The organism is Bacteroidales bacterium (genome assembly GCA_016709865.1).
GTDB lineage: Bacteria > Bacteroidota > Bacteroidia > Bacteroidales > VadinHA17 > LD21.
On record JADJLX010000005.1, the window covers coordinates 138,746 to 157,178 of the forward strand.

Sequence of the window (18,433 nt, forward strand, 5' to 3'; positions counted from 1 at the left end):
TTGTAAATGCCTGATGCAAAAAATATATAAGATGAAAAAGCAGGTTATCATATTCTTAATGTTACTGGCTGGACTGTTAACTACCTCAACACTTTCGTCTCAACCAAATAAGATTCCTCCTTTTCAGATGATGCAGGCTAACGGGAAAGTCTTCAAGGCTCAGTATTTGCCTCTTGGCAAGCCGATAGTACTCATTTATTTTTCACCTGACTGTGATGAATGCCAGAAACTGACAAAGGAAATGCTGGAGCGGAGTGAGGAACTTAAAAATGTATCAATTGCTATGATTACCTATCAGCCTGTAGAACAGGTAGTTCAGTATGTTGCTAAAAATAATTTAGGAAAGTATCCGAATATTTATGTGGGAACGGAAGGCAGCAGTCTGTTTGTAAGGAACTATTATGATATTATGCTTTTCCCTTTTATGACACTATATAATAAGGATGGTGATCTGATTGTCAAGTACACAAGTAAGCAGGTTAATGTTGAGGATCTGATGTTGAGGATCAGGAATCTCACGAAATACTAAAACTAAGTATATTTAAGGTACTCTTTGAAAGATTGAATGCGAACTCACTGGACATACATATTTGTTTTAACTATTCTCTTACTCTCTCTGCAGTCTTGCAGAAAAGGACCTGGAGTACCAACCGTTACAACACAGGATGTGACTGATATTGAATATGTAACCGCTGCCTCAGGCGGTAATATTACTGATGATGGAGGAGATCCAATTATTGCAAGAGGAATTTGCTGGAACACTAAAGGAAATCCAACAACAGCAGACAATGTTGCTAAAGGGGGCAGTGGAAGAGGACCATTTCACAAAGACATTACCAATCTCATTCCTGGAACAACATATTACCTGAGAGCTTACGCCTCCAACAGTGCCGAAACCGGATATGGAAATGAGGTGACATTTAAAACCCGTATGATTTTTAAACCGGACGTTTCTACTTACTGTATATCGTTTGAAAACCAGACTACTATAAAAACAGGTGGTTATATTACTGCTTTTTATGGCGGAACAATCTCAGAAAGAGGAATTTGCTGGAGCACTTCGCCAGAACCGGAAATAAATTCAGAAAAAAAAGTCACTGATAATCTCGATGGTCAAAACTTTTATTTGAGTAGCTCTGGTTTTATTCCCGGAACTACTTATTATCTGCGTGCTTTTGCCACCGATGAAGCAGGCACAGGTTACGGAAATGAAATAAAGTTTACTGTACATGTCGATGGTGCAACTGTTAGCGATGTCGATGAAAATGTATATAAAACAACTAAAATAGGCACACAAACATGGATGGCGGAAAACCTGAAAACAACAAAGTTCAATGACAAGACCCCTTTAGTAAACATAACAAATGATTATCAGGATAGCAGACTTTCTGTTTATGCATGGTATAATAATAAAGAAGAGTATAAAGAAGAATATGGTGCTCTCTACAATTATAATGCTGTTTCAAAGGCATGGGCTCCATATGACAGAAATGTTTGCCCTACAGGCTGGCATGTTCCTTCCGATAAAGAATGGTCCACACTCATCACCTTCCTTGGAGGCGATAGGTTTGCCGGCGGCAAACTGAAAGAAACAGGAACAACCCATTGGTCAGGTCCAAATGCTGAAGCTACTGACGAATTTGGTTTCAGAGCTCTGCCGGGAGGAACCACTAATTTCTGTTATGGATTTAATTCAGTTGGAATCACCGGATCGTGGTGGTGTTCTGATTTTGGAATATATAATAAGGAATATTATAATATAGTTTATGTTATGGATGCTTACTCAGGATCAGCCATCCGCTTACCTGGCAACGCCCATAACGGATATTCAGTGAGATGTATAAGGGATTATTGAAATAATTATCAACAATAATCGGAATTGCTCACTGCGACATCAATATCCTTCGGCGAAAGATAGATTCATTCACTTCACAGTGCCAGAATGAAAAAATTCAACGCATGAATTTTTATGTGAGTTGACAAATTTCAGCTTATTTGATTTTAAAATGTTATATATTTATAAGTTAAGTCAAAACTGTAGTAAATGCGTAGCTTGTTTTTTGTCGCTCTTCTGATACTCTTAACTCATTATTCCTGCAGAGAGATTGTAACTGATGAATTCCCGGGATTTACTCCCGTTCCTGCCGTAAATCGTATCATTATTGCCGGAGAACCTGTGAAAGTTCATATATCATTAGCTGAAAAGCTTGATACAAACCAGCTGACTTTGGTCAAGGATGCAGATATCTCACTTTATATCGACGGAAATTATGCAGAAAACCTTTTCCCTGATGAGAATGGGATATATTTTTCTTCATCGGTTGTTGAGCCACTGAGATCTTATAAACTGGAAGTAAATATACCTGGTTACAAGTCAATTACCTGTAACGAAATTCTGCCTTCTCCTTCACCAATATTCAATATTATCCATACCAGTAATGCCGGGAAAGATGAAGAGGGCATGATTTATCCATCCGTAACATTATCATTTAAAACAAATCCGGCTGAAAGACAATATTATGAAATAGTAATAAGAACGTTCCAATTCGGATATGAAAGGTTAGCTACTCTGAAGAAGATAACCGATCCTGTCTTATTGAACGAAGGGCTTCCTTTGACCATCTTCAGTAATGAGATCATAAGAGATTCGGTTTATACAATGACAATTAATTATTTCACGGGATCAGCCGGCTTTAGTGGGAATGAGCCATATCATACCTCATTGTATCCAATGATAATAGAACTGCGTTCCTGCAGTGGTGACTATTACCGGTTTGTCAAACAGAAGCACTTATATGAAAAGGGCAGGTTTCCTGAATTCCTAGCAGCCTCAACAAATGCATTTCCTTTATTCTCAAATATTCCCGGCGGCTATGGAATATTTGCAGGATATTCAGTAGTAATATCAGATACATTATTTCCTAAATTCTGATTAAATGCGAAAGATCATTCAAAACATCATCATCTTTCTATTACTGAGCTCCTCAATAAATGCTCAACAAAAGATTAATGTTTCAGGATTTGTAAAAAGCAGGGAAGATGGAGAGCGATTGATAGGAGCATTCATAACTGAGGCAGGAACATCAAATGGTACAACATCAGATTACAATGGATATTTTAACCTGGTGGTTCAGAATGGTACTTCATTGAAAGTCTCATTTATTGGATATAAAGACCTGGTTTTGAATCTGAATACAGGTAATGATACGATTCTTGAAATTGCGTTATCAGAGGATATTGAACAACTGGCTGAGGTAACAATAAATGCACAGAGGAAAATAAATAGTAATATCTCAACCCTGAACTATGTCCAGATGACGCAAACCCCTTCTTTGGGAGGAAAACCAGATGTAATCAAAACCCTTCAGCTTCTGCCTGGAATAAGTTCACAAAAGGAAGGATCCAGCCTCATGATTGTCAGGGGTGGGGATCCGGGGCAGAACCTTTACCTTTTCGATAATGTCCCAATCATATATGTCAATCACCTTGGCGGATTCATGTCTGTTTTCAATCCTGAGATGATTAACAATATCGATGTCTATAAAGGTGGATTTCCTTCGAGATACGGGGGGAAACTTTCCTCTGTAATGGATATAACCCAAAAGGAAGGTGATTACTCTGCCTATAAGGGATCGTTTAGTGCAGGTATAACAGATTTGTCTTTCAATTTTGAAGGACCGGCAGGAATTAAGAATTCAAGCTTTATTGTAGGGGCAAGAAAAACCCTGTTCGATCCTTTGATGGCATTGATCCAGCTTACCCAGTATACAGCCGGTGATTATATTATTGCATACGGTTTTCATGATTTCAATGGTAAATTTTCCTGGAAACCAGATAATAAGAACAGTCTAAGCTTAAACTTTTATCAGGGAGATGATTACCTTAATTATTGGTCCTTGAAGAAGGAGAAGTACAGAATGGGTGACATATGGGGAAACTGGCTCATTTCGGCAAAATATAATAAAATAGTATCTCCAAGGTTATTTTCATCAAGCAACATATCCTTCACCCGATACAGGTTAAAGGAGTTCATGAATTACACTTTACAGGAACCGGATACCTCGACTACGCACAGGCAAAGTTACAAATCTGCAGTCAGGGATCTGTCCTTCAGGTCGGCTTTAAAATTTACTGTATCTGAAAGCTGGTTTGCAGATTTCGGAATTCAATCTTCCTGGCTCTCTTTGATTCCAAATGAAACATACAATTCTACTCAGGCAGTTCAGTACCCAACAGAACCTGTAAATTCATTAGAAACAGCCATCTACGCTGACAACAAATTCATCCTCAAAGATAAATGGTCAGTTACCCCTGGTTTCAGGTTCATCAACCATCTTACCAGAGGATTTCCAGATCTTTCCTTTGAGCCGAGACTGAATGCGGATCTGCGATTTTCAGAAAATCATTCCATCAGCTTCAGCTACATGAAGGTTTCACAATATTCTCATCTTGTGTTCACTACCGGGAGCATATGGAATAATGAAGTCTGGATACCATCCGGCAAAAAGATCCCTCCTGCTAAATCTGACCAGCTGACTATAGGATGGAATGGTTCGTTCATGAGTGGAAAGTTCTCTTCCGAACTTAGCCTCTATTATAAGGATATGTACAATCTCTCCACATACAAAGACGGATACACCAGCCTGATGGGTGATGAGAACTGGATTTCAAAGGTCGAAACAGGGGGGAAGGGAAGATCAACGGGTATTGAGGTCTTGGTCAAGAAGAATTCCGGAAACTGGACAGGATTCATCAGTTATGTTTACTCATTGACAACAAGGCAATTCCCAAACATAAATGACGGAAAGCAATATATGTTTGATTATAACCGTCCCAATAATCTCTCTTTGAACCTGAATCGCAAAATTGGTGATAATCTCAACCTTAATCTGGTTTGGGTTTATCAGTCCGGCTTGCCCTATACTCAAGCAATCGGCAGACAGTATATCCCATCTGTGACAAATGATATGGAGGGTGCTGATTTCTATTATGAGGGATTGATATATGGTGAAAGAAATGGAGCCAGAATGAAAGATTATCACAGGCTGGATATCGGATTAACCTGGTCCCATTATAACCGGAGATATAATAAAGTTGATTGGAATTTCTCCATATACAACCTTTATAACAGGCACAACCCTGTTTTCTACTATTACAATACTGATAAATCGATGGATCTTTACAATCCTCAATGGAATCATGACTTCAAGCCATTATCACTTTACCAGTTGAGTTTATTTCCCATTATGCCTTCTGTATCCTATAAAGTATATTTTGATCCTTTAGCAAGGAAATCCCGAAAGGCATCTGCGATAGCGATCGCTCTTGAAAAAGCAAATTTGGAAAAACAGAGAGTGTCTGCCTCAGGAGGTTCATACATTAAGGATCGCTGGAATATTAAAGCAGGTTATTCAATCTCTTCGGGAAGAGGGGCGAAATATGATCCGTACAGAAACAAAAGATATAACCTTGAACTGAACTATGGATTTTTTAATAATATTGAAGCAGGAATTTATGGAGGATACTCAAGGATTCAGATGTGGGAACAAATATCACCAACGGGATGGGGGGGGTATCAAAAAGGTGCATTCATTTATGGTGTCAACTGTAATTTTCAGCTGCTCCCTTATTTAATTAAAAAGGATGATTTTAGGTTTGATCTGTATATTACCGGAAAGCTTGGTGGTATCACAATAAAATCCTCAAAAAGCTATGAAGAACATTGTCTTGGTGCCGGGGCAACAGTCTATTTGTTTAAACACCTTGGATTTTTTAGCGAGTATTATTACGGTAAATTCTACACTGTGCCTTTAAATCCCTTTCATTTCTTTAGTCAACCTGTTCAGAACAAAGTCAATTTCGGTCTGACAGTAAAATTTAAATGACAATCCACCATTATATGCCTGAGCTCAAAGCGCAAAAAGAGGGATTGCTCGCTTCTCTCGCGTTCCCTGTGAGGGAGGCTTCAAAGCAATCTGATCAAACCTTTCAGGTATTTTTATTTACGAAAAACCTTCGCTGAAGCTAGCTTCGCTTGGTTTCCCGTAAATAAAAAATCCCGCGAAAGCGGGATTTGATCAGATTGCTTTGGCGGAGAAAGAGGGATTCGAACCCCCGGAACCGTGGTAACAGTTCAACGGTTTTCAAGACCGCCGCATTCGACCGCTCTGCCATTTCTCCGCCGCAAAGATAGTATTTTTTTGTTTTTACAATATTTTTTTGAAAAAATATTGTAACTAACTAATAATCAACATGTTGCAATTTTTGTTAACAGGATATGAACAAAAAAATGAAAATAAAACTCTGAAGTCAGCGACTGGTGAGAAGTTGCGACATTTTGACCAAAACGCAACTTTCATCCAAAAAAAGTGCCATTTTAACCTTAAAGTGGCACTATTTGTGGAAAAACGGAAAAATAAATTTGCGTATGAATTTAAAAAAAATAAATTTGTATTCAATTAGTAAGATTGGTCTAACCCTTTAAATTTTTCATCATGACAAAAAAAGAATTAGTTAATGCAATCGCTGCTGAGGCAGGACTTTCTATCAAAGATGCTGGCAAATCATTAAACGCATTTGTTACCTCTTTCGGAAAAGCAATGAAAAAAGGTCAGAGAATCCAGCTCCCGGGCATGGGTACATTTAAAGTTGACAAGAGAAGTGCAAGAGTGGTTCGTAACCCACGTACTGGCGCTAAACTTAACGTTCCTGCTAAGAAGGTTGTAAAATTCAAAGCAGCTCCTGCTCTTAACAAAGGTCTTTAATCTTAACTGATTGAGATTGCTGAGGGGTGTTTTTACACCCCTTTTTTTATTTCATTATTCCCGGCTCATTAAAACAGCCATATCATGTTTAGATGAAATTAATCACAATTCTGATTCTTTTTCTAAAAGAATTTTAACTTTAGCCCCTGTGACACCTAAAATGTGAATGTTTTTATTATTTTTGATCGTGAAACTTATTGTCTAAACCGTAAAGCATGAACTGCATTATTGTCGATGATGACAAACTAAGCTGTAAAATCCTTGAGGGATACGTTGGCAAATCAACATCCCTCAATCTTATAGGTTCATTCAGCGATGCAGTTGAAGCACGAAATATTCTAACTAAAAGACATGATATCGAGCTTATTATACTCGATGTCGAGATGCCTGAAATGAACGGTTTTGATTTTATCGGAAGCCTTGACTTTCCTCCTAATATTATAATAGTATCCTCAGCAGAGGAATATGCAATGAAGGCATTCGACTTTAATGTTGTTGACTATCTGCTCAAACCTGTCACTTACGGACGTTTCTGCAAAGCAGTTGATAAAACTGTCAGATATTTCTCCCGCAAAGAAGGTACCAGCTCAGGCGACGAGGAAATATTTATTAAAAAAGGTTCATCGCTTGTTAAACTTAAACTGAGAGATATTATCTATATCGAAGCACTTGAAAATTATGTTACCCTGAATACCAATGATGATAAATTTACAATACATTTTACTATGAAAGCAATTGAAAATCAGTTGCCTTCAGGAGTATTCATCAGGGTGCACAGATCATTCATTATTAATAAAAGCATGATCCAGACTATTAAGGAGAATTCCCTCGATATCAATGTAGGCGGTTCCCTTAAAAGTATTCCGGTCGGGAAATCATTCAGAGACTCCCTCCTGAATGATATAAATGTGATGGCAAGATAATTTCTACTGATTTACATGCTTACCAATCGTCAGATCTTTCTGCAGCATCTTGGACAGACTTCACCATCACCTATGATGATCGAGATTGTCAGTGCAAAAGGAATATATATGTTTGGTCCCGACGGACAAGAGTATATGGACCTGATATCAGGGGTGTCGGTTAGCAATACCGGACATAGTCATCCCGCCGTTGTTGAGGCTGTTAAAAGCCAGGCTGACCAATATATGCACCTGATGGTCTATGGAGAAATAATCCAGTCTCCTCAGGTGAGATATGCTGAAAAACTTACCGGAATACTTCCGTCTTCACTGAACAGTTGCTACTTTGTTAACTCAGGAAGTGAAGCAGTGGAAGGGGCCCTAAAGCTGGCTAAAAGATATACAGGTAGGGGCCGGATAATCTCTTTTAAAAATGCTTACCATGGAAGCACACATGGAGCACTCAGTGTTCAGGGAAGCGAGCTTTACCGAAACTCTTTCAGACCACTGATGCCCGATGTTTTCCAGATCAGTTTCAATGATGAGAAAGCATTAGATATTATTGACACTTCAGTTGCATGTGTTATTGTTGAGCCTGTTCAGGGAGAAGGCGGTATAATTTATCCTGAAAATGATTTCCTGAAGAAACTGAGAGACAAATGTACATCTGCAGGTGCCTTGCTGATTTTTGATGAGATCCAGACCGGTTTTGGACGTACAGGTTTCATGTTTGCCATCGACCGGTTCAGGGTTGTTCCCGATATTCTTCTGCTGGCAAAAGCTCTTGGAGGCGGAATGCCGCTTGGTGCATTCATATCATCCAAGGAGATAATGTCGGTACTGATCTCAAATCCTGTTCTTGGACATATCACAACTTTTGGAGGTCATCCTGTCTGTTGTGCTGCCGGACTTGCTGCCCTCAATGTTATAATCGAAGGAGGGTATGTTGAAAAATCAATTCCTAAAGCAGAACTCTTTAAAAAAGAACTGATTCATCCTCATATTTCTGAGGTGAGAGGAGAGGGCCTTCTAATGGCTGTTAAGCTCAAAAATCCGGATTTTATTCATTATGTAATCGCTCATGCTCCTGATTATGGCCTGATTCTTGATTATTTTCTTTTCTGCAGCGATGCTTTCAGAATTGCTCCTCCGCTTATAATAGCTGAGGATGAAATAGCTGAAGCATGTAACAGGCTGAAAAAACTGCTTGATGCTGCAGGGATAAACGCAGAAAGGAAATGAAACGATTTTTCAGATACCTTATTATAATATACCTCCTAAGCCCGGCTTTAAAAGTAAACGGTCAGGAGTCTTTGGATTCTGCATCGGTTTTACTTGAGACTCTTTTCAGCCGGCTTACTGATAATAACGATGATAATTCCCGGATTCAGATTTATGACTCCATAAACGGGGTTATCGACTGGTATGTCAGGACAGACACGATTTTTAATCATAAATTCGACAATCTGAGGTATCTCGGACAAATTACCTCCCCCGACTCTGCCTTAAAGATTGTCACCTGGAACGCGGTCTTGCGGAGTAATCCGGGTAAGTACTATTCTTACATTATAAGAAAAGATGAGAAGGGTAAAAAGAATAATATTAATTTTCTCTCTGCCAGATATAATGATGCACCGATAAAAAAAGATACAACATATACAAGTTCAAACTGGTATGGAGCACTATATTATGATATGCGTCCATGTATCGACGGGGATAAAATGTTCTGGATTGTTCTGGGGATTGATTTTGGAAATCCATTGATATCAAAAAAAATAATCGATGTAATGGAATTTGCCGGCGACGGGACTATAATATTCGGACGAAAATGGTTTGCTGACGGAGATACATACAGCTACAGGGCAGTTATGGAATATGCAGTAACCGCATCGATGTCGCTTAGATTCACTTCCGATAAATCAATTGTTTTCGACCACCTGGTACCCATCAAACCTTCTCCCGTTAATAACCGGCAATTTTACGGACCGGATTATTCGACTGATTCATATGACTTTGAAAAGGGGAAATGGATTTTAAAGATTAATGTTGATGCCAGGAATAAGGAGTAAAAAAGTTTAGAGTGAACTAAAGTTTAGAGTGAGCTGAAGTTAAAAGAATTACATTTGTATTAACTTTAGTCACTTTAGTCACTTTTTAAATCTATGGCTGTAAGTGTTAAAACATATATCTTCTGTTTCGACGACCACAGAGCTTTCTCTGAGGATGTTAAGAAAAGATTCTCAGATACTTCCAGGTATTCAGTTGTCTCTTTTCCCACAAGGGAAGAATTGATAGATCACCTTGAAAAGGTGAGGGAAAACAACTTCTGCAAAATAGCTATTCTGGCTCTGCACGACAATAAAGAACAGATCTCAATGATCGACAGGATGACAATTGAGATAAAAAAGATTGACAACAGGACAGGACTCATTCTTGTTGGACCACCGGATAAGATGGAAGATATTAAGAAGGCTGTAAAGTATAATATTGATGCCTTTATTCCCAAGAACGCCAATTCAATTCTCCGCATTCATAATACAGTTAAAAAACTTATCAGTGAGCATAATATAGGTGTATTCAAAAAAAGAAGAAACATTTCGTTATATGCTCTGTTCATATTCATTATTGTGTCAGCTCTTCTTACCTTACTGGCATATTTTAAATTTCCTCAGTATTTCTGATCAGTTGCTTTGTGACTATTTGTCAGTTGTTAATCAACGGCACATCTTTTGAATGGTGAGGCCTGATTATTCATGTTAAACCATAAAACTATAAGATATGCAAACCGGTAAAATTGGAGTAACTACTGAGAACATTTTCCCGATTATTAAAAAATTTCTCTATTCTGACCATGAGATCTTTCTTCGTGAACTCATTTCAAATGCTGTTGATGCCACACAGAAACTTAAGACACTTGCTTCTGTAGGCGATTATAAAGGTGCCCTTGATGATACAACGATCAGAGTATCATTCGATAAGAAGAAAAAGACAATAATTGTCTCCGACAGGGGTTTGGGAATGACAAAAGAGGAGGTGGATAAATACCTTAACCAGATCGCTTTTTCCAGCGCCAACGATTTTCTTGATAAATATAAAGACCAGATAAATTCGATAATCGGACATTTCGGTCTTGGATTCTATTCATCATTTATGGTGTCTGATAAGGTTGAAGTTATTACAAAATCCTATCAGGATGGTGCGCAGGCTGTTAAGTGGAGCTGTGATGGAAGTCCCGAGTTTTCGATAGAGGAGGTTGAAAAGGAGAACATAGGAACAGATGTCATTCTCTATATTGATAAGGAGTCAAAAGAGTTTCTTGAGGAGAGCAGGATCGAACAGCTTCTTAAAAAATACTGCAAATTCCTGCCCGTGGATATTGCTTTCGGCATTGAGAAAGAGTGGAAAGACGGCAAGATGGTAGAGACAGGAAAAGCAAAAATCATAAATAATACAAAACCTGCATGGACACTCAAACCTGCTGATCTTAAAGATGATGATTATAAAAATTTCTACAGGGAGCTATATCCTGCCGGAGAAGAACCATTGTTCAATATACACCTGAATGTAGATTATCCTTTCAAGCTAACAGGAATATTATACTTCCCGAAGATTAAAAGCAATATCGAAATTCAGAAAAATAAAATTCAGCTTTACTGTAACCAGGTTTTTGTTACAGATTCAGTAGAAGGCATTGTTCCTGAGTTTCTTACACTACTTCACGGAGTAATTGATTCACCTGATATTCCGTTGAACGTATCTAGGAGTTATCTTCAGAGCGATTCGAATGTAAAGAAAATTTCTGCCCATATTACAAAGAAAGTGGCTGACCGGCTTAACGACATATTCAAGAATAACCGTGAGGAATTTGAGAAGAAATGGGATAGCTTAAAGTTATTCATTGAATATGGAATGATGACCGAGGAAAAGTTTTATGAGAAAGCCTCCAAGTTTGCCCTTCTTAAAAACACTGAGGATAAGTATTTTACATTTGAGGAGTATGAAAAGATAATTAAGGAGAATCAGACCGATAAGAATAATACACTGATTTATCTTTATTCTACAAACAAAACTGATCAGTTTACATATATTGAAAAAGCTAAGAATAAGGGTTATGATGTTCTGCTTCTCGACGGTCAGCTTGATGTTCACCTGATTAATCAGCTTGAGTCTAAGCTGAAAGATACCAGGTTTGTCAGGGTTGACTCCGATGTGGTTGACAAACTCATTCAGAAAGATGAGAAACGCGAATCAAAGCTGACTCCTGAGCAGCAGGACGATCTGAAGAGTGTATTTAATGTAAGAGTGAAATCAAAAGAGGTTTATAATGTTGTTTTTGAAACACTCGATGAGAATGAAGCGCCTGTAATCATAACTCAGTCAGAGTTCATGCGCAGAATGAAAGAGATGGCTCAGATGGGCGGCGGAGGGATGAATTTTTATGGCGAACTGCCCGATAGTTTTAACATTGTTGTTAATCCTAATCATCAGCTTGTTATAAAGGTTTCTGAGGATCTGCAGACAAAGGAAGGTACCCGCCTGGTAGAGAATGATGCTGAAAGAAAAAGGATTAAGGAGGAGATCGATTTTACAGAAAAAGAGCATAAGAAAAAGAAGGCTGATGAAATTAGTCAGATTGAGAAAGATGATCTCGAAAAACTGCGCAAGGAACTGACAGATGTTGAAAACTCCAGGAAAGAGATCCTCGAATCATATGGCACTTCAAACAAAGTTGTCAAGCAGCTTATAGACCTTGCACTGCTCGCAAATAATATGCTGAGAGGAGAGGAGCTGAGTAGCTTCGTTAAACGTAGCGTGGAATTGTTATAATAATTTTTCTAAGGATAAACCCCTCTGCCGCTTAGCGGCATCTCCCCTGGAAGGGGAGAAAATTTCTGCAATTAGCCGAATTTCAATTACATCCGGAGATTATTCCCCCTCCCAGGGGGAATGCCCGAAGGGCAAGGGGGTGTATGTATGTTGCAGAACTTGCCCAGGGGGAATGCCCGAAGGGCAAGGGGGGTGGGATTTAGACGATCCTGGCTATCTCATTCTTAACATAGTCAATAGCTGCCCTGGTAGGCTCCTTGTCGAGTTGCATAATTCTTTCAAGGAGTCTTTTGCTAAGATCCATGCCTGATGAATTGACCGGCATTTTCTCTGCTTCACTATTGATTATCTTAATCATGTTGGAACGTGCATTTCTAACCACTTCCCAGGCTTGCTGACTCATGTAAATCTGCTGAGACAGGTTGTGTTCAAATTCACTTCTGATAGTGTTTAGCAGAGTTGAATGAAGCTGCTGAGCTGTCATATCCGTCGAACTTACTCTGACAAGGAGTGACTCCAGAGAAATTCTCTCAAGGAGAAGAATTATTCTTTCATAAGCCTGCAGTTTAATAGGAGTTACAGTCCGGCTGTTCTGGAGTATCAGCTCCTGCCGGCGCTTATCCTGATCATTTCTGATCATATACCTCAGTACAAGCCAGGCTGTTAAAAATACTATCAGTGCCGGTATTGTTATTTTCAGAATGTCAGCAAGTAGTTCCATAATGATCATTTTTTATTAATATACAAATTTAGCTTAAACTTTTTATTTTCTTCTATAGTATTAATATTGCGGATTGCGGATTTTGGATTGCGGAATGAAAACAATTCAACAAATCAACACATCAATCCGAAATCCGAATTCCGAAATCCGAAATTTACCCTTATGTTTTTTCAATTATACTTCCTACATTTGGTTTAGTTGTTTTTAGTTTCATTTATCATAAACGCTTAATTATGGAATACTTATCCGACAGAGTTAAATCTTTAGCTGTATCACAGACACTTGCAATGGCTCAGAAGAGCCGCGAATTAAAGGCAAAAGGAATTGATATAATCAGTTTAAGTCTTGGTGAGCCTGACTTTAATACTCCGGATTATATAAAGGAGGCTGCCAAAAAGGCGATTGATGATAACTATTCCAAATACCCGCCTGTTCCTGGTTATGATGATCTGAGAAAAGCTATTTCAAAGAAGTTCAAAGATGAAAACGGACTTGAATATACTCCAGATCAGATTATTGTGTCTGCAGGTGGCAAGCATTCACTTATAAATGTGATTCTTTCAATAGTTAATCCGGGTGATGAGGTTATCATACTTGCTCCGTATTGGGTAAGTTACTATGATCAGATTGTTCTTGCTGAGGGCAAGCCTGTAGTTATAAAAGCATCTCTTGAAAACGATTTCAAGATAAAGCCTGAACAGCTTGAAGCCGTTATCACATCGAAAACGCGTTTAATAATTTTCAACTCTCCGTCAAATCCCACAGGTATGGTTTATAGCCGTTCGGAGATGGAGAAAATTGCTGCTGTTGTGGCAAAACATGAAGGATTGTTTATAATCTCAGATGAGATCTACGAACACATCATATTTGAAGGGGAGCATGTAAGTATGGCATCATTCAGCAACATTTACGACAGGGTAATAACAGTTAATGGTGTATCGAAGGGTTATGCAATGACAGGCTGGAGAATCGGATATATAGGTGCTCCGCTATGGATTGCAAAAGCATGCAATAAGTTACAGGGACAATTTACTTCTGGTGTATGCTCAATTGCCCAGAGAGCTGCTCTGGCAGCTATTCAGGGAGACGGTGAATCGCAAAAAACAATGAAGGCCGCATTCCTTCGCCGCCGCAACCTTATCTGCTCATTGCTGAGGGATGTTAAAGGACTCAAAGTAACAGTACCTGAAGGTGCATTCTATGTTATGCCAGATATTTCATATTTCCTTGGTAAATCGGATGGTGAGACAACAATCGGCAATTCAGACGATCTTGCTCTTTACCTCCTCGATAAAGCCCAGGTAGCTACAGTGGGAGGTGATGCTTTTGGTGCACCCGAATGTATCAGAATCTCCTATGCAACTTCAGATGACCTTCTGGTTGAAGCTGTTAAGAGAATAACAGTAGCATTGGAAAAATTGAGATAGGTCCTGTTTTTTTTTACCCCAGAGTGCGCTGAGGAAGAATACGCAGAGAACCGCAGAGAAAATTTCATAAATTCTCTGCGGTTCTCTTTTTTAAACAATCCATTATGGTATTCTCTGTAAAACTCTGCGGTCCTCTGCGGTAAAAATAAAACTTGCAAAAAAGAGAATTAGTACTTATTATATGAAACTGTATCTTCAGCGGGTTTCCTTCTTTTTTCCCTTTGGTCGCTGAGTGAATAACCAAGTGTAATGATCAGCTCAACACGTTTGGATTTAGGAACACCGAGCAATTTTTTTACCAGGGGTTCATCAAACCATCCAAGCATGCATGAGCCAATACCTTCAGCCTTAGCCTGCAGACAGATATTCTCAGATGCAATACCGATATCAATAAGTGAATAATCCTTGTCTTTGATACTGGCCCCGATTTTCGAGGTCAGGTTTGGTTTTTCCCTCACAATAACTATCTGAACCGGAGCCTGTGAAACGAAGGTATTCATACCCAATAAGGGAGCAGTTGCAGCCTCCGCAACTCTTGCCACCAGGGTCAGGATCAGTAACAATAATGAATTTCCACGGCTGAGCATTACAGGCCGAAGGGGCCATTCTTCCGGCCTCTATTATCCTGTCGAGCTTTTCCTGCTCTATCGGCTTATTGCTGTATTTTCTGTCGCTCTGCCTGCTCTTTATCAGATCAAGTATCTCTTTTGCCTCTGCCATTAATAGTTTGTAGCAAGAAGTTCGAAATAGCTTTCAGGATGCAGGCAAGCCGGACAATTCTTCAGCGGCTTTGTTCCGAAATGAATGTAACCGCATTTTCTGCAATACCAGAACACTTTATCATCGCGCTGAAATACTTTATCCTGCATTACGTTCTCAAGAAGTTTCCTGTATCTCTCTTCGTGTCCTTTTTCAGCGGCTGCAATTGCCTTGAAAGCTGTTGCAACAGTCTTAAATCCCTCTTCTTCAGCTATCCTGGCAAATTCAGGATAAAGATCACTCCACTCTTCATGTTCGCCCTCAGCTGCAGCAGAAAGGTTTCCTTTTGTTGTATCAATCTTGCCGGCAGGATATGATGCAGTGATCTCAACCATTCCTCCCTCAAGAAACTTAAAGAATCTCTTGGCATGCTGCTGCTCCTGAAGAGCTGTTTCAAGAAAGATCCCCGCAATTTGCTCATAGCCTTCTTCTTTTGCAACCTTGGCTGCAAACTCATACCTGTTTTTCGCCTGCGATTCTCCGGCAAATGCCTTCAGCAGGTTCTTCTCGGTTTTCGATCCTTTAATACTCTTTTCCATTTTGATTGGGTTTTATGATTAGTTGATTGATTGGTACATAATATTATGAAATTTTTTCCTTCTTCCCAAATTTAAAAAGTTTCTTCTCTTCCCCTTTCATCAGTCGTTCTATGTTTTTCCTGTGCGTTATTATCAAGGCAATTGCCACAACAACTGAAAACATTTTGAAAATTACAGATGGTGAGTCGAAAAGTAATAAGAGGAAGGCAGGAAATGCAAGACCAGCTGTCATCGACGAGACCGATACTATGCCAGTTATTAACAGAACTATCAGAAAAACTCCCATACAGCTTACAGTAAGAAGAGGATGAAGTGCCAGCAGGACCCCGAATATTGTTGCAACTCCTTTACCGCCCCTGAATCCGGCAAAAACCGGGAATACATGTCCGAGAATTGCAGTGACTCCGGCAATAATCTGATAGTTGATCAGAAGCGGGCTCTCAGGTTCGGCAAGCTTAAAGAAAACAGGGAGAAGAGTAGCCAGTGCACCCTTTGCAACGTCGATAAGTAAAACAGGAATTCCTGTTTTCCATCCTAGCACTCGTATTACGTTTGTTGCCCCTGCATTACCACTTCCGTGTTCTCTTACATCAATATTGTGAAACCACTTTCCGATCCATACCGCTGAGGGAAGGGAACCAATCAGATAGGCGAGTAGAAATGCCGTAATTGTGATTACCATACTCACGAGATTTTTGGTCCAAAATCTGCCAGTTTTGCAGTCTCTTTATTTGTGTTAAACTTACTGAAATTATTAATGAATTTAAAAGCCAGATCTGTAGCCGCCACATGCCATTTGGATGGTGTTTCCCATGCTTCTGAAGGATCCAGTATTTTATCATCCACTCCGTCAACTTTTGATGGGATACTCAGATTAAAGATTGGCAGCGTGTTGAATTCGCAGTCTGTTATTGTATCATTAAGTATGGCGTTAATGATCAGTCGTGTTGAGGGCAGATCTATCCTGGTTCCCGATCCGTACGGACCGCCCATCCATCCGGTATTTACAAGCCAGGCTTCTGCATGATGAATCTTCATTTTGCAGGTCAGCTCGTTAGCGTATACCAAAGGATCGAGCATAAGGAAAGTTCCCCCGAAACATGTGGAGAAGGAGGGAACAGGTTCTTTAATCCCTCTCTCGGTACCGGCAACTTTTGCAGTGTAACCACTTAGAAAATAGTATCTTGTCTGCTCTTCAGTAAGCCGGCTTACAGGAGGTAAAACTCCGAAAGCATCAGCAGTAAGGAAGATTACTTTCTTCGCGTGTCCTGCTTTTGATACCGGCTTTACTATATTGTCTATATGATAGATCGGATAAGAGACACGTGTGTTTTCAGTTTTTGAATTATTATTGAAATCAATTGTTCCATCCGATAAAATGACCAGATTCTCAAGCAGTGCATCCCGCCTGATTGCATTATAGATGTCGGGCTCATTTTTCTTGCTCAGGTTAATGCATTTTGCATAACAGCCCCCTTCAAAATTAAAAACACCATCATCATCCCATCCATGTTCATCGTCGCCTACAAGTGCCCTGTCAGGATCGGTGGAAAGAGTTGTTTTTCCTGTCCCCGAGAGGCCGAAGAATATAGCAGTATTTCCGTCTTTGCCTACATTCGCAGAGCAGTGCATCGATGCTATTCCCCTGAGAGGCAGATAGTAATTCATAATTGAGAAGATTCCTTTTTTCATCTCGCCGCCATACCAGGTGCCGCCTATAATTGTCATGCCCTCGGTTAGGTTGAACATTATGAAGTTTTCGGAATTAAGTCCCTGTGACTGCCAGTCGGGATTAGTGGCTTTAGAGGCATTTAAAACAACATAGTCAGGCTTGAAATTGTCGAGTTCATTCTGATCAGGCCTGATGAACATATTCTTAACGAAATGTGCCTGCCAGGCTACTTCAACAATAAATCTCACACTTAATCTTGAATTCTCATTAGCTCCGCAAAAACAATCTATTACAAAGAGTCTTTTGCCTGTTAATTGTTTAACAGCCAGATTTTTACAATGGTTCCATATTTCAGGTGTAATTGGCTTGTTATCTGAGACCTTGGCCTTTTCAGATCGCCACCAGACAGTATCTTTTGTTTTGTCATCGAAGACAACATATTTATCTTTTGGAGACCTTCCGGTGAAAACACCTGTGTCAATTGCAATAGCACCGCTTCTTGTAATTATACCTTTTTCACACCCGGTCAAACCTGGTTTTGTCTCCTCAGCAAAAAGCTGGTTATACGATGGATTATAAAGTATCTCTGTAACCTCCTTTATTCCGTATTGCAGTAAGTCCTGTTGGCTAATCATCCCTGGAAAATTCGTTGAAACTTGAAAGATGCCGAAATATAGCTCTATTTTTTGAATTAAAACCTGATGGAGGATAGGGTATTTATCATATCAGAGGTCTTAATTATACAAGTTGGTTATGGATTTTTTAAGTCCTGATAAATTAGGGCAGTCATGAAAAGAAAAAGGGTCCCGCTTCTGGCAGAAC

15 protein-coding genes, 1 tRNA gene and 1 pseudogene are annotated in these 18,433 nt (G+C 39.4%); 11 read left to right on the plus strand and 6 right to left on the minus strand.

The window, feature by feature from the left end:
- Nucleotides 1–31: 31 nt before the first annotated feature.
- From IPJ16_09240 to IPJ16_09255, 4 genes are all read left to right on the plus strand, one after another.
- Nucleotides 32–529, plus strand: a complete 498-nt coding sequence (locus IPJ16_09240) for a redoxin domain-containing protein (protein ID MBK7627359.1) — start codon at nt 32–34, stop codon at nt 527–529.
- Nucleotides 530–565: 36 nt separating this feature from the next.
- Nucleotides 566–1,855: a fibrobacter succinogenes major paralogous domain-containing protein gene (locus IPJ16_09245; protein MBK7627360.1), complete on the plus strand. Its 1,290-nt coding sequence runs from the start codon at nt 566–568 to the stop codon at nt 1,853–1,855.
- Between the two features lie 189 nt (nt 1,856–2,044).
- On the plus strand, nt 2,045–2,932 hold the full coding sequence (locus tag IPJ16_09250; protein MBK7627361.1) for a DUF4249 domain-containing protein: 888 nt from the start codon (nt 2,045–2,047) through the stop codon (nt 2,930–2,932).
- 4 nt (nt 2,933–2,936) lie between these two features.
- Entirely contained in the window at nt 2,937–5,885 is a 2,949-nt protein-coding gene (locus IPJ16_09255) for a TonB-dependent receptor (GenBank protein ID MBK7627362.1), read from the plus strand.
- Nucleotides 5,886–6,088: 203 nt separating this feature from the next.
- Here the strand turns inward: IPJ16_09255 and IPJ16_09260 are convergent.
- Nucleotides 6,089–6,180, minus strand: a tRNA-Ser gene (locus IPJ16_09260).
- A gap of 314 nt (nt 6,181–6,494) precedes the next feature.
- Here IPJ16_09260 and IPJ16_09265 point away from each other — a divergent pair.
- The 6 genes from IPJ16_09265 (at nt 6,495) to htpG (ending at nt 12,493) form a co-directional block, all read left to right on the plus strand.
- Entirely contained in the window at nt 6,495–6,764 is a 270-nt protein-coding gene (locus IPJ16_09265; protein ID MBK7627363.1) for an HU family DNA-binding protein, read from the plus strand.
- Nucleotides 6,765–6,979: 215 nt separating this feature from the next.
- On the plus strand, nt 6,980–7,687 hold the full coding sequence (locus IPJ16_09270) for a response regulator transcription factor (protein ID MBK7627364.1): 708 nt from the start codon (nt 6,980–6,982) through the stop codon (nt 7,685–7,687).
- A gap of 15 nt (nt 7,688–7,702) precedes the next feature.
- The gene (locus IPJ16_09275) at nt 7,703–8,908 is read left to right on the plus strand and encodes an aspartate aminotransferase family protein (protein MBK7627365.1); all 1,206 of its coding nucleotides are present in this window, start codon (nt 7,703–7,705) and stop codon (nt 8,906–8,908) included.
- A complete protein-coding gene (locus IPJ16_09280; protein ID MBK7627366.1) occupies nt 8,905–9,735 on the plus strand; it encodes a hypothetical protein in 831 nt (276 codons plus the stop codon). Before IPJ16_09275 ends, IPJ16_09280 begins: the two co-directional genes overlap by 4 nt.
- Before the next feature lie 93 nt (nt 9,736–9,828).
- The gene (locus IPJ16_09285; GenBank protein ID MBK7627367.1) at nt 9,829–10,347 is read left to right on the plus strand and encodes a hypothetical protein; all 519 of its coding nucleotides are present in this window, start codon (nt 9,829–9,831) and stop codon (nt 10,345–10,347) included.
- Between the two features lie 97 nt (nt 10,348–10,444).
- Nucleotides 10,445–12,493 carry a molecular chaperone HtpG gene (htpG, locus tag IPJ16_09290; protein MBK7627368.1) on the plus strand — a complete coding sequence of 683 codons (2,049 nt, stop codon included), beginning with the start codon at nt 10,445–10,447 and terminating at the stop codon, nt 12,491–12,493.
- A gap of 199 nt (nt 12,494–12,692) precedes the next feature.
- On the opposite strand, the gene IPJ16_09295 is transcribed toward htpG, so the two are convergent.
- The gene (locus IPJ16_09295; GenBank protein ID MBK7627369.1) at nt 12,693–13,214 is read right to left on the minus strand and encodes a hypothetical protein; all 522 of its coding nucleotides are present in this window, start codon (nt 13,212–13,214) and stop codon (nt 12,693–12,695) included.
- Between the two features lie 233 nt (nt 13,215–13,447).
- On the opposite strand from IPJ16_09295, the gene IPJ16_09300 reads away from it, so the two are divergent.
- Nucleotides 13,448–14,641 carry a pyridoxal phosphate-dependent aminotransferase gene (locus IPJ16_09300; GenBank protein ID MBK7627370.1) on the plus strand — a complete coding sequence of 398 codons (1,194 nt, stop codon included), beginning with the start codon at nt 13,448–13,450 and terminating at the stop codon, nt 14,639–14,641.
- 167 nt (nt 14,642–14,808) lie between these two features.
- Here IPJ16_09300 and IPJ16_09305 read toward each other — a convergent pair.
- The 4 genes and pseudogenes from IPJ16_09305 to pckA form a co-directional block, all read right to left on the minus strand.
- Nucleotides 14,809–15,361, minus strand: a pseudogene (locus IPJ16_09305) (nitroreductase family protein).
- Entirely contained in the window at nt 15,361–15,939 is a 579-nt protein-coding gene (locus tag IPJ16_09310; GenBank protein MBK7627371.1) for a rubrerythrin family protein, read from the minus strand. The pseudogene IPJ16_09305 and the gene IPJ16_09310 overlap by 1 nt, the downstream one beginning before the upstream one ends.
- Nucleotides 15,940–15,982: 43 nt before the next feature.
- Entirely contained in the window at nt 15,983–16,627 is a 645-nt protein-coding gene (plsY, locus tag IPJ16_09315) for a glycerol-3-phosphate 1-O-acyltransferase PlsY (protein MBK7627372.1), read from the minus strand.
- Nucleotides 16,624–18,246: a phosphoenolpyruvate carboxykinase (ATP) gene (pckA, locus tag IPJ16_09320; GenBank protein ID MBK7627373.1), complete on the minus strand. Its 1,623-nt coding sequence runs from the start codon at nt 18,244–18,246 to the stop codon at nt 16,624–16,626. Before pckA ends, plsY begins: the two co-directional genes overlap by 4 nt.
- Nucleotides 18,247–18,433: the final 187 nt, after the last annotated feature.

Bases quoted from the DNA above. Each gene is read 5' to 3' on its own strand.
- IPJ16_09255 (MBK7627362.1), top strand. From the start codon at position 2,937: ATGCGAAAGATCATTCAAAACATCATCATCTTTCTATTACTGAGCTCC.
- IPJ16_09240 (MBK7627359.1), top strand. From the start codon at position 32: ATGAAAAAGCAGGTTATCATATTCTTAATGTTACTGGCTGGACTGTTA.
- IPJ16_09250 (MBK7627361.1), top strand. From the start codon at position 2,045: ATGCGTAGCTTGTTTTTTGTCGCTCTTCTGATACTCTTAACTCATTAT.
- IPJ16_09300 (MBK7627370.1), top strand. From the start codon at position 13,448: ATGGAATACTTATCCGACAGAGTTAAATCTTTAGCTGTATCACAGACA.
- IPJ16_09245 (MBK7627360.1), top strand. From the start codon at position 566: ATGCGAACTCACTGGACATACATATTTGTTTTAACTATTCTCTTACTC.
- pckA (MBK7627373.1), bottom strand. From the start codon at position 18,246: ATGATTAGCCAACAGGACTTACTGCAATACGGAATAAAGGAGGTTACA.
- IPJ16_09285 (MBK7627367.1), top strand. From the start codon at position 9,829: ATGGCTGTAAGTGTTAAAACATATATCTTCTGTTTCGACGACCACAGA.
- IPJ16_09275 (MBK7627365.1), top strand. From the start codon at position 7,703: ATGCTTACCAATCGTCAGATCTTTCTGCAGCATCTTGGACAGACTTCA.
- IPJ16_09280 (MBK7627366.1), top strand. From the start codon at position 8,905: ATGAAACGATTTTTCAGATACCTTATTATAATATACCTCCTAAGCCCG.
- IPJ16_09310 (MBK7627371.1), bottom strand. From the start codon at position 15,939: ATGGAAAAGAGTATTAAAGGATCGAAAACCGAGAAGAACCTGCTGAAG.
- IPJ16_09295 (MBK7627369.1), bottom strand. From the start codon at position 13,214: ATGGAACTACTTGCTGACATTCTGAAAATAACAATACCGGCACTGATA.
- IPJ16_09270 (MBK7627364.1), top strand. From the start codon at position 6,980: ATGAACTGCATTATTGTCGATGATGACAAACTAAGCTGTAAAATCCTT.
- htpG (MBK7627368.1), top strand. From the start codon at position 10,445: ATGCAAACCGGTAAAATTGGAGTAACTACTGAGAACATTTTCCCGATT.
- IPJ16_09265 (MBK7627363.1), top strand. From the start codon at position 6,495: ATGACAAAAAAAGAATTAGTTAATGCAATCGCTGCTGAGGCAGGACTT.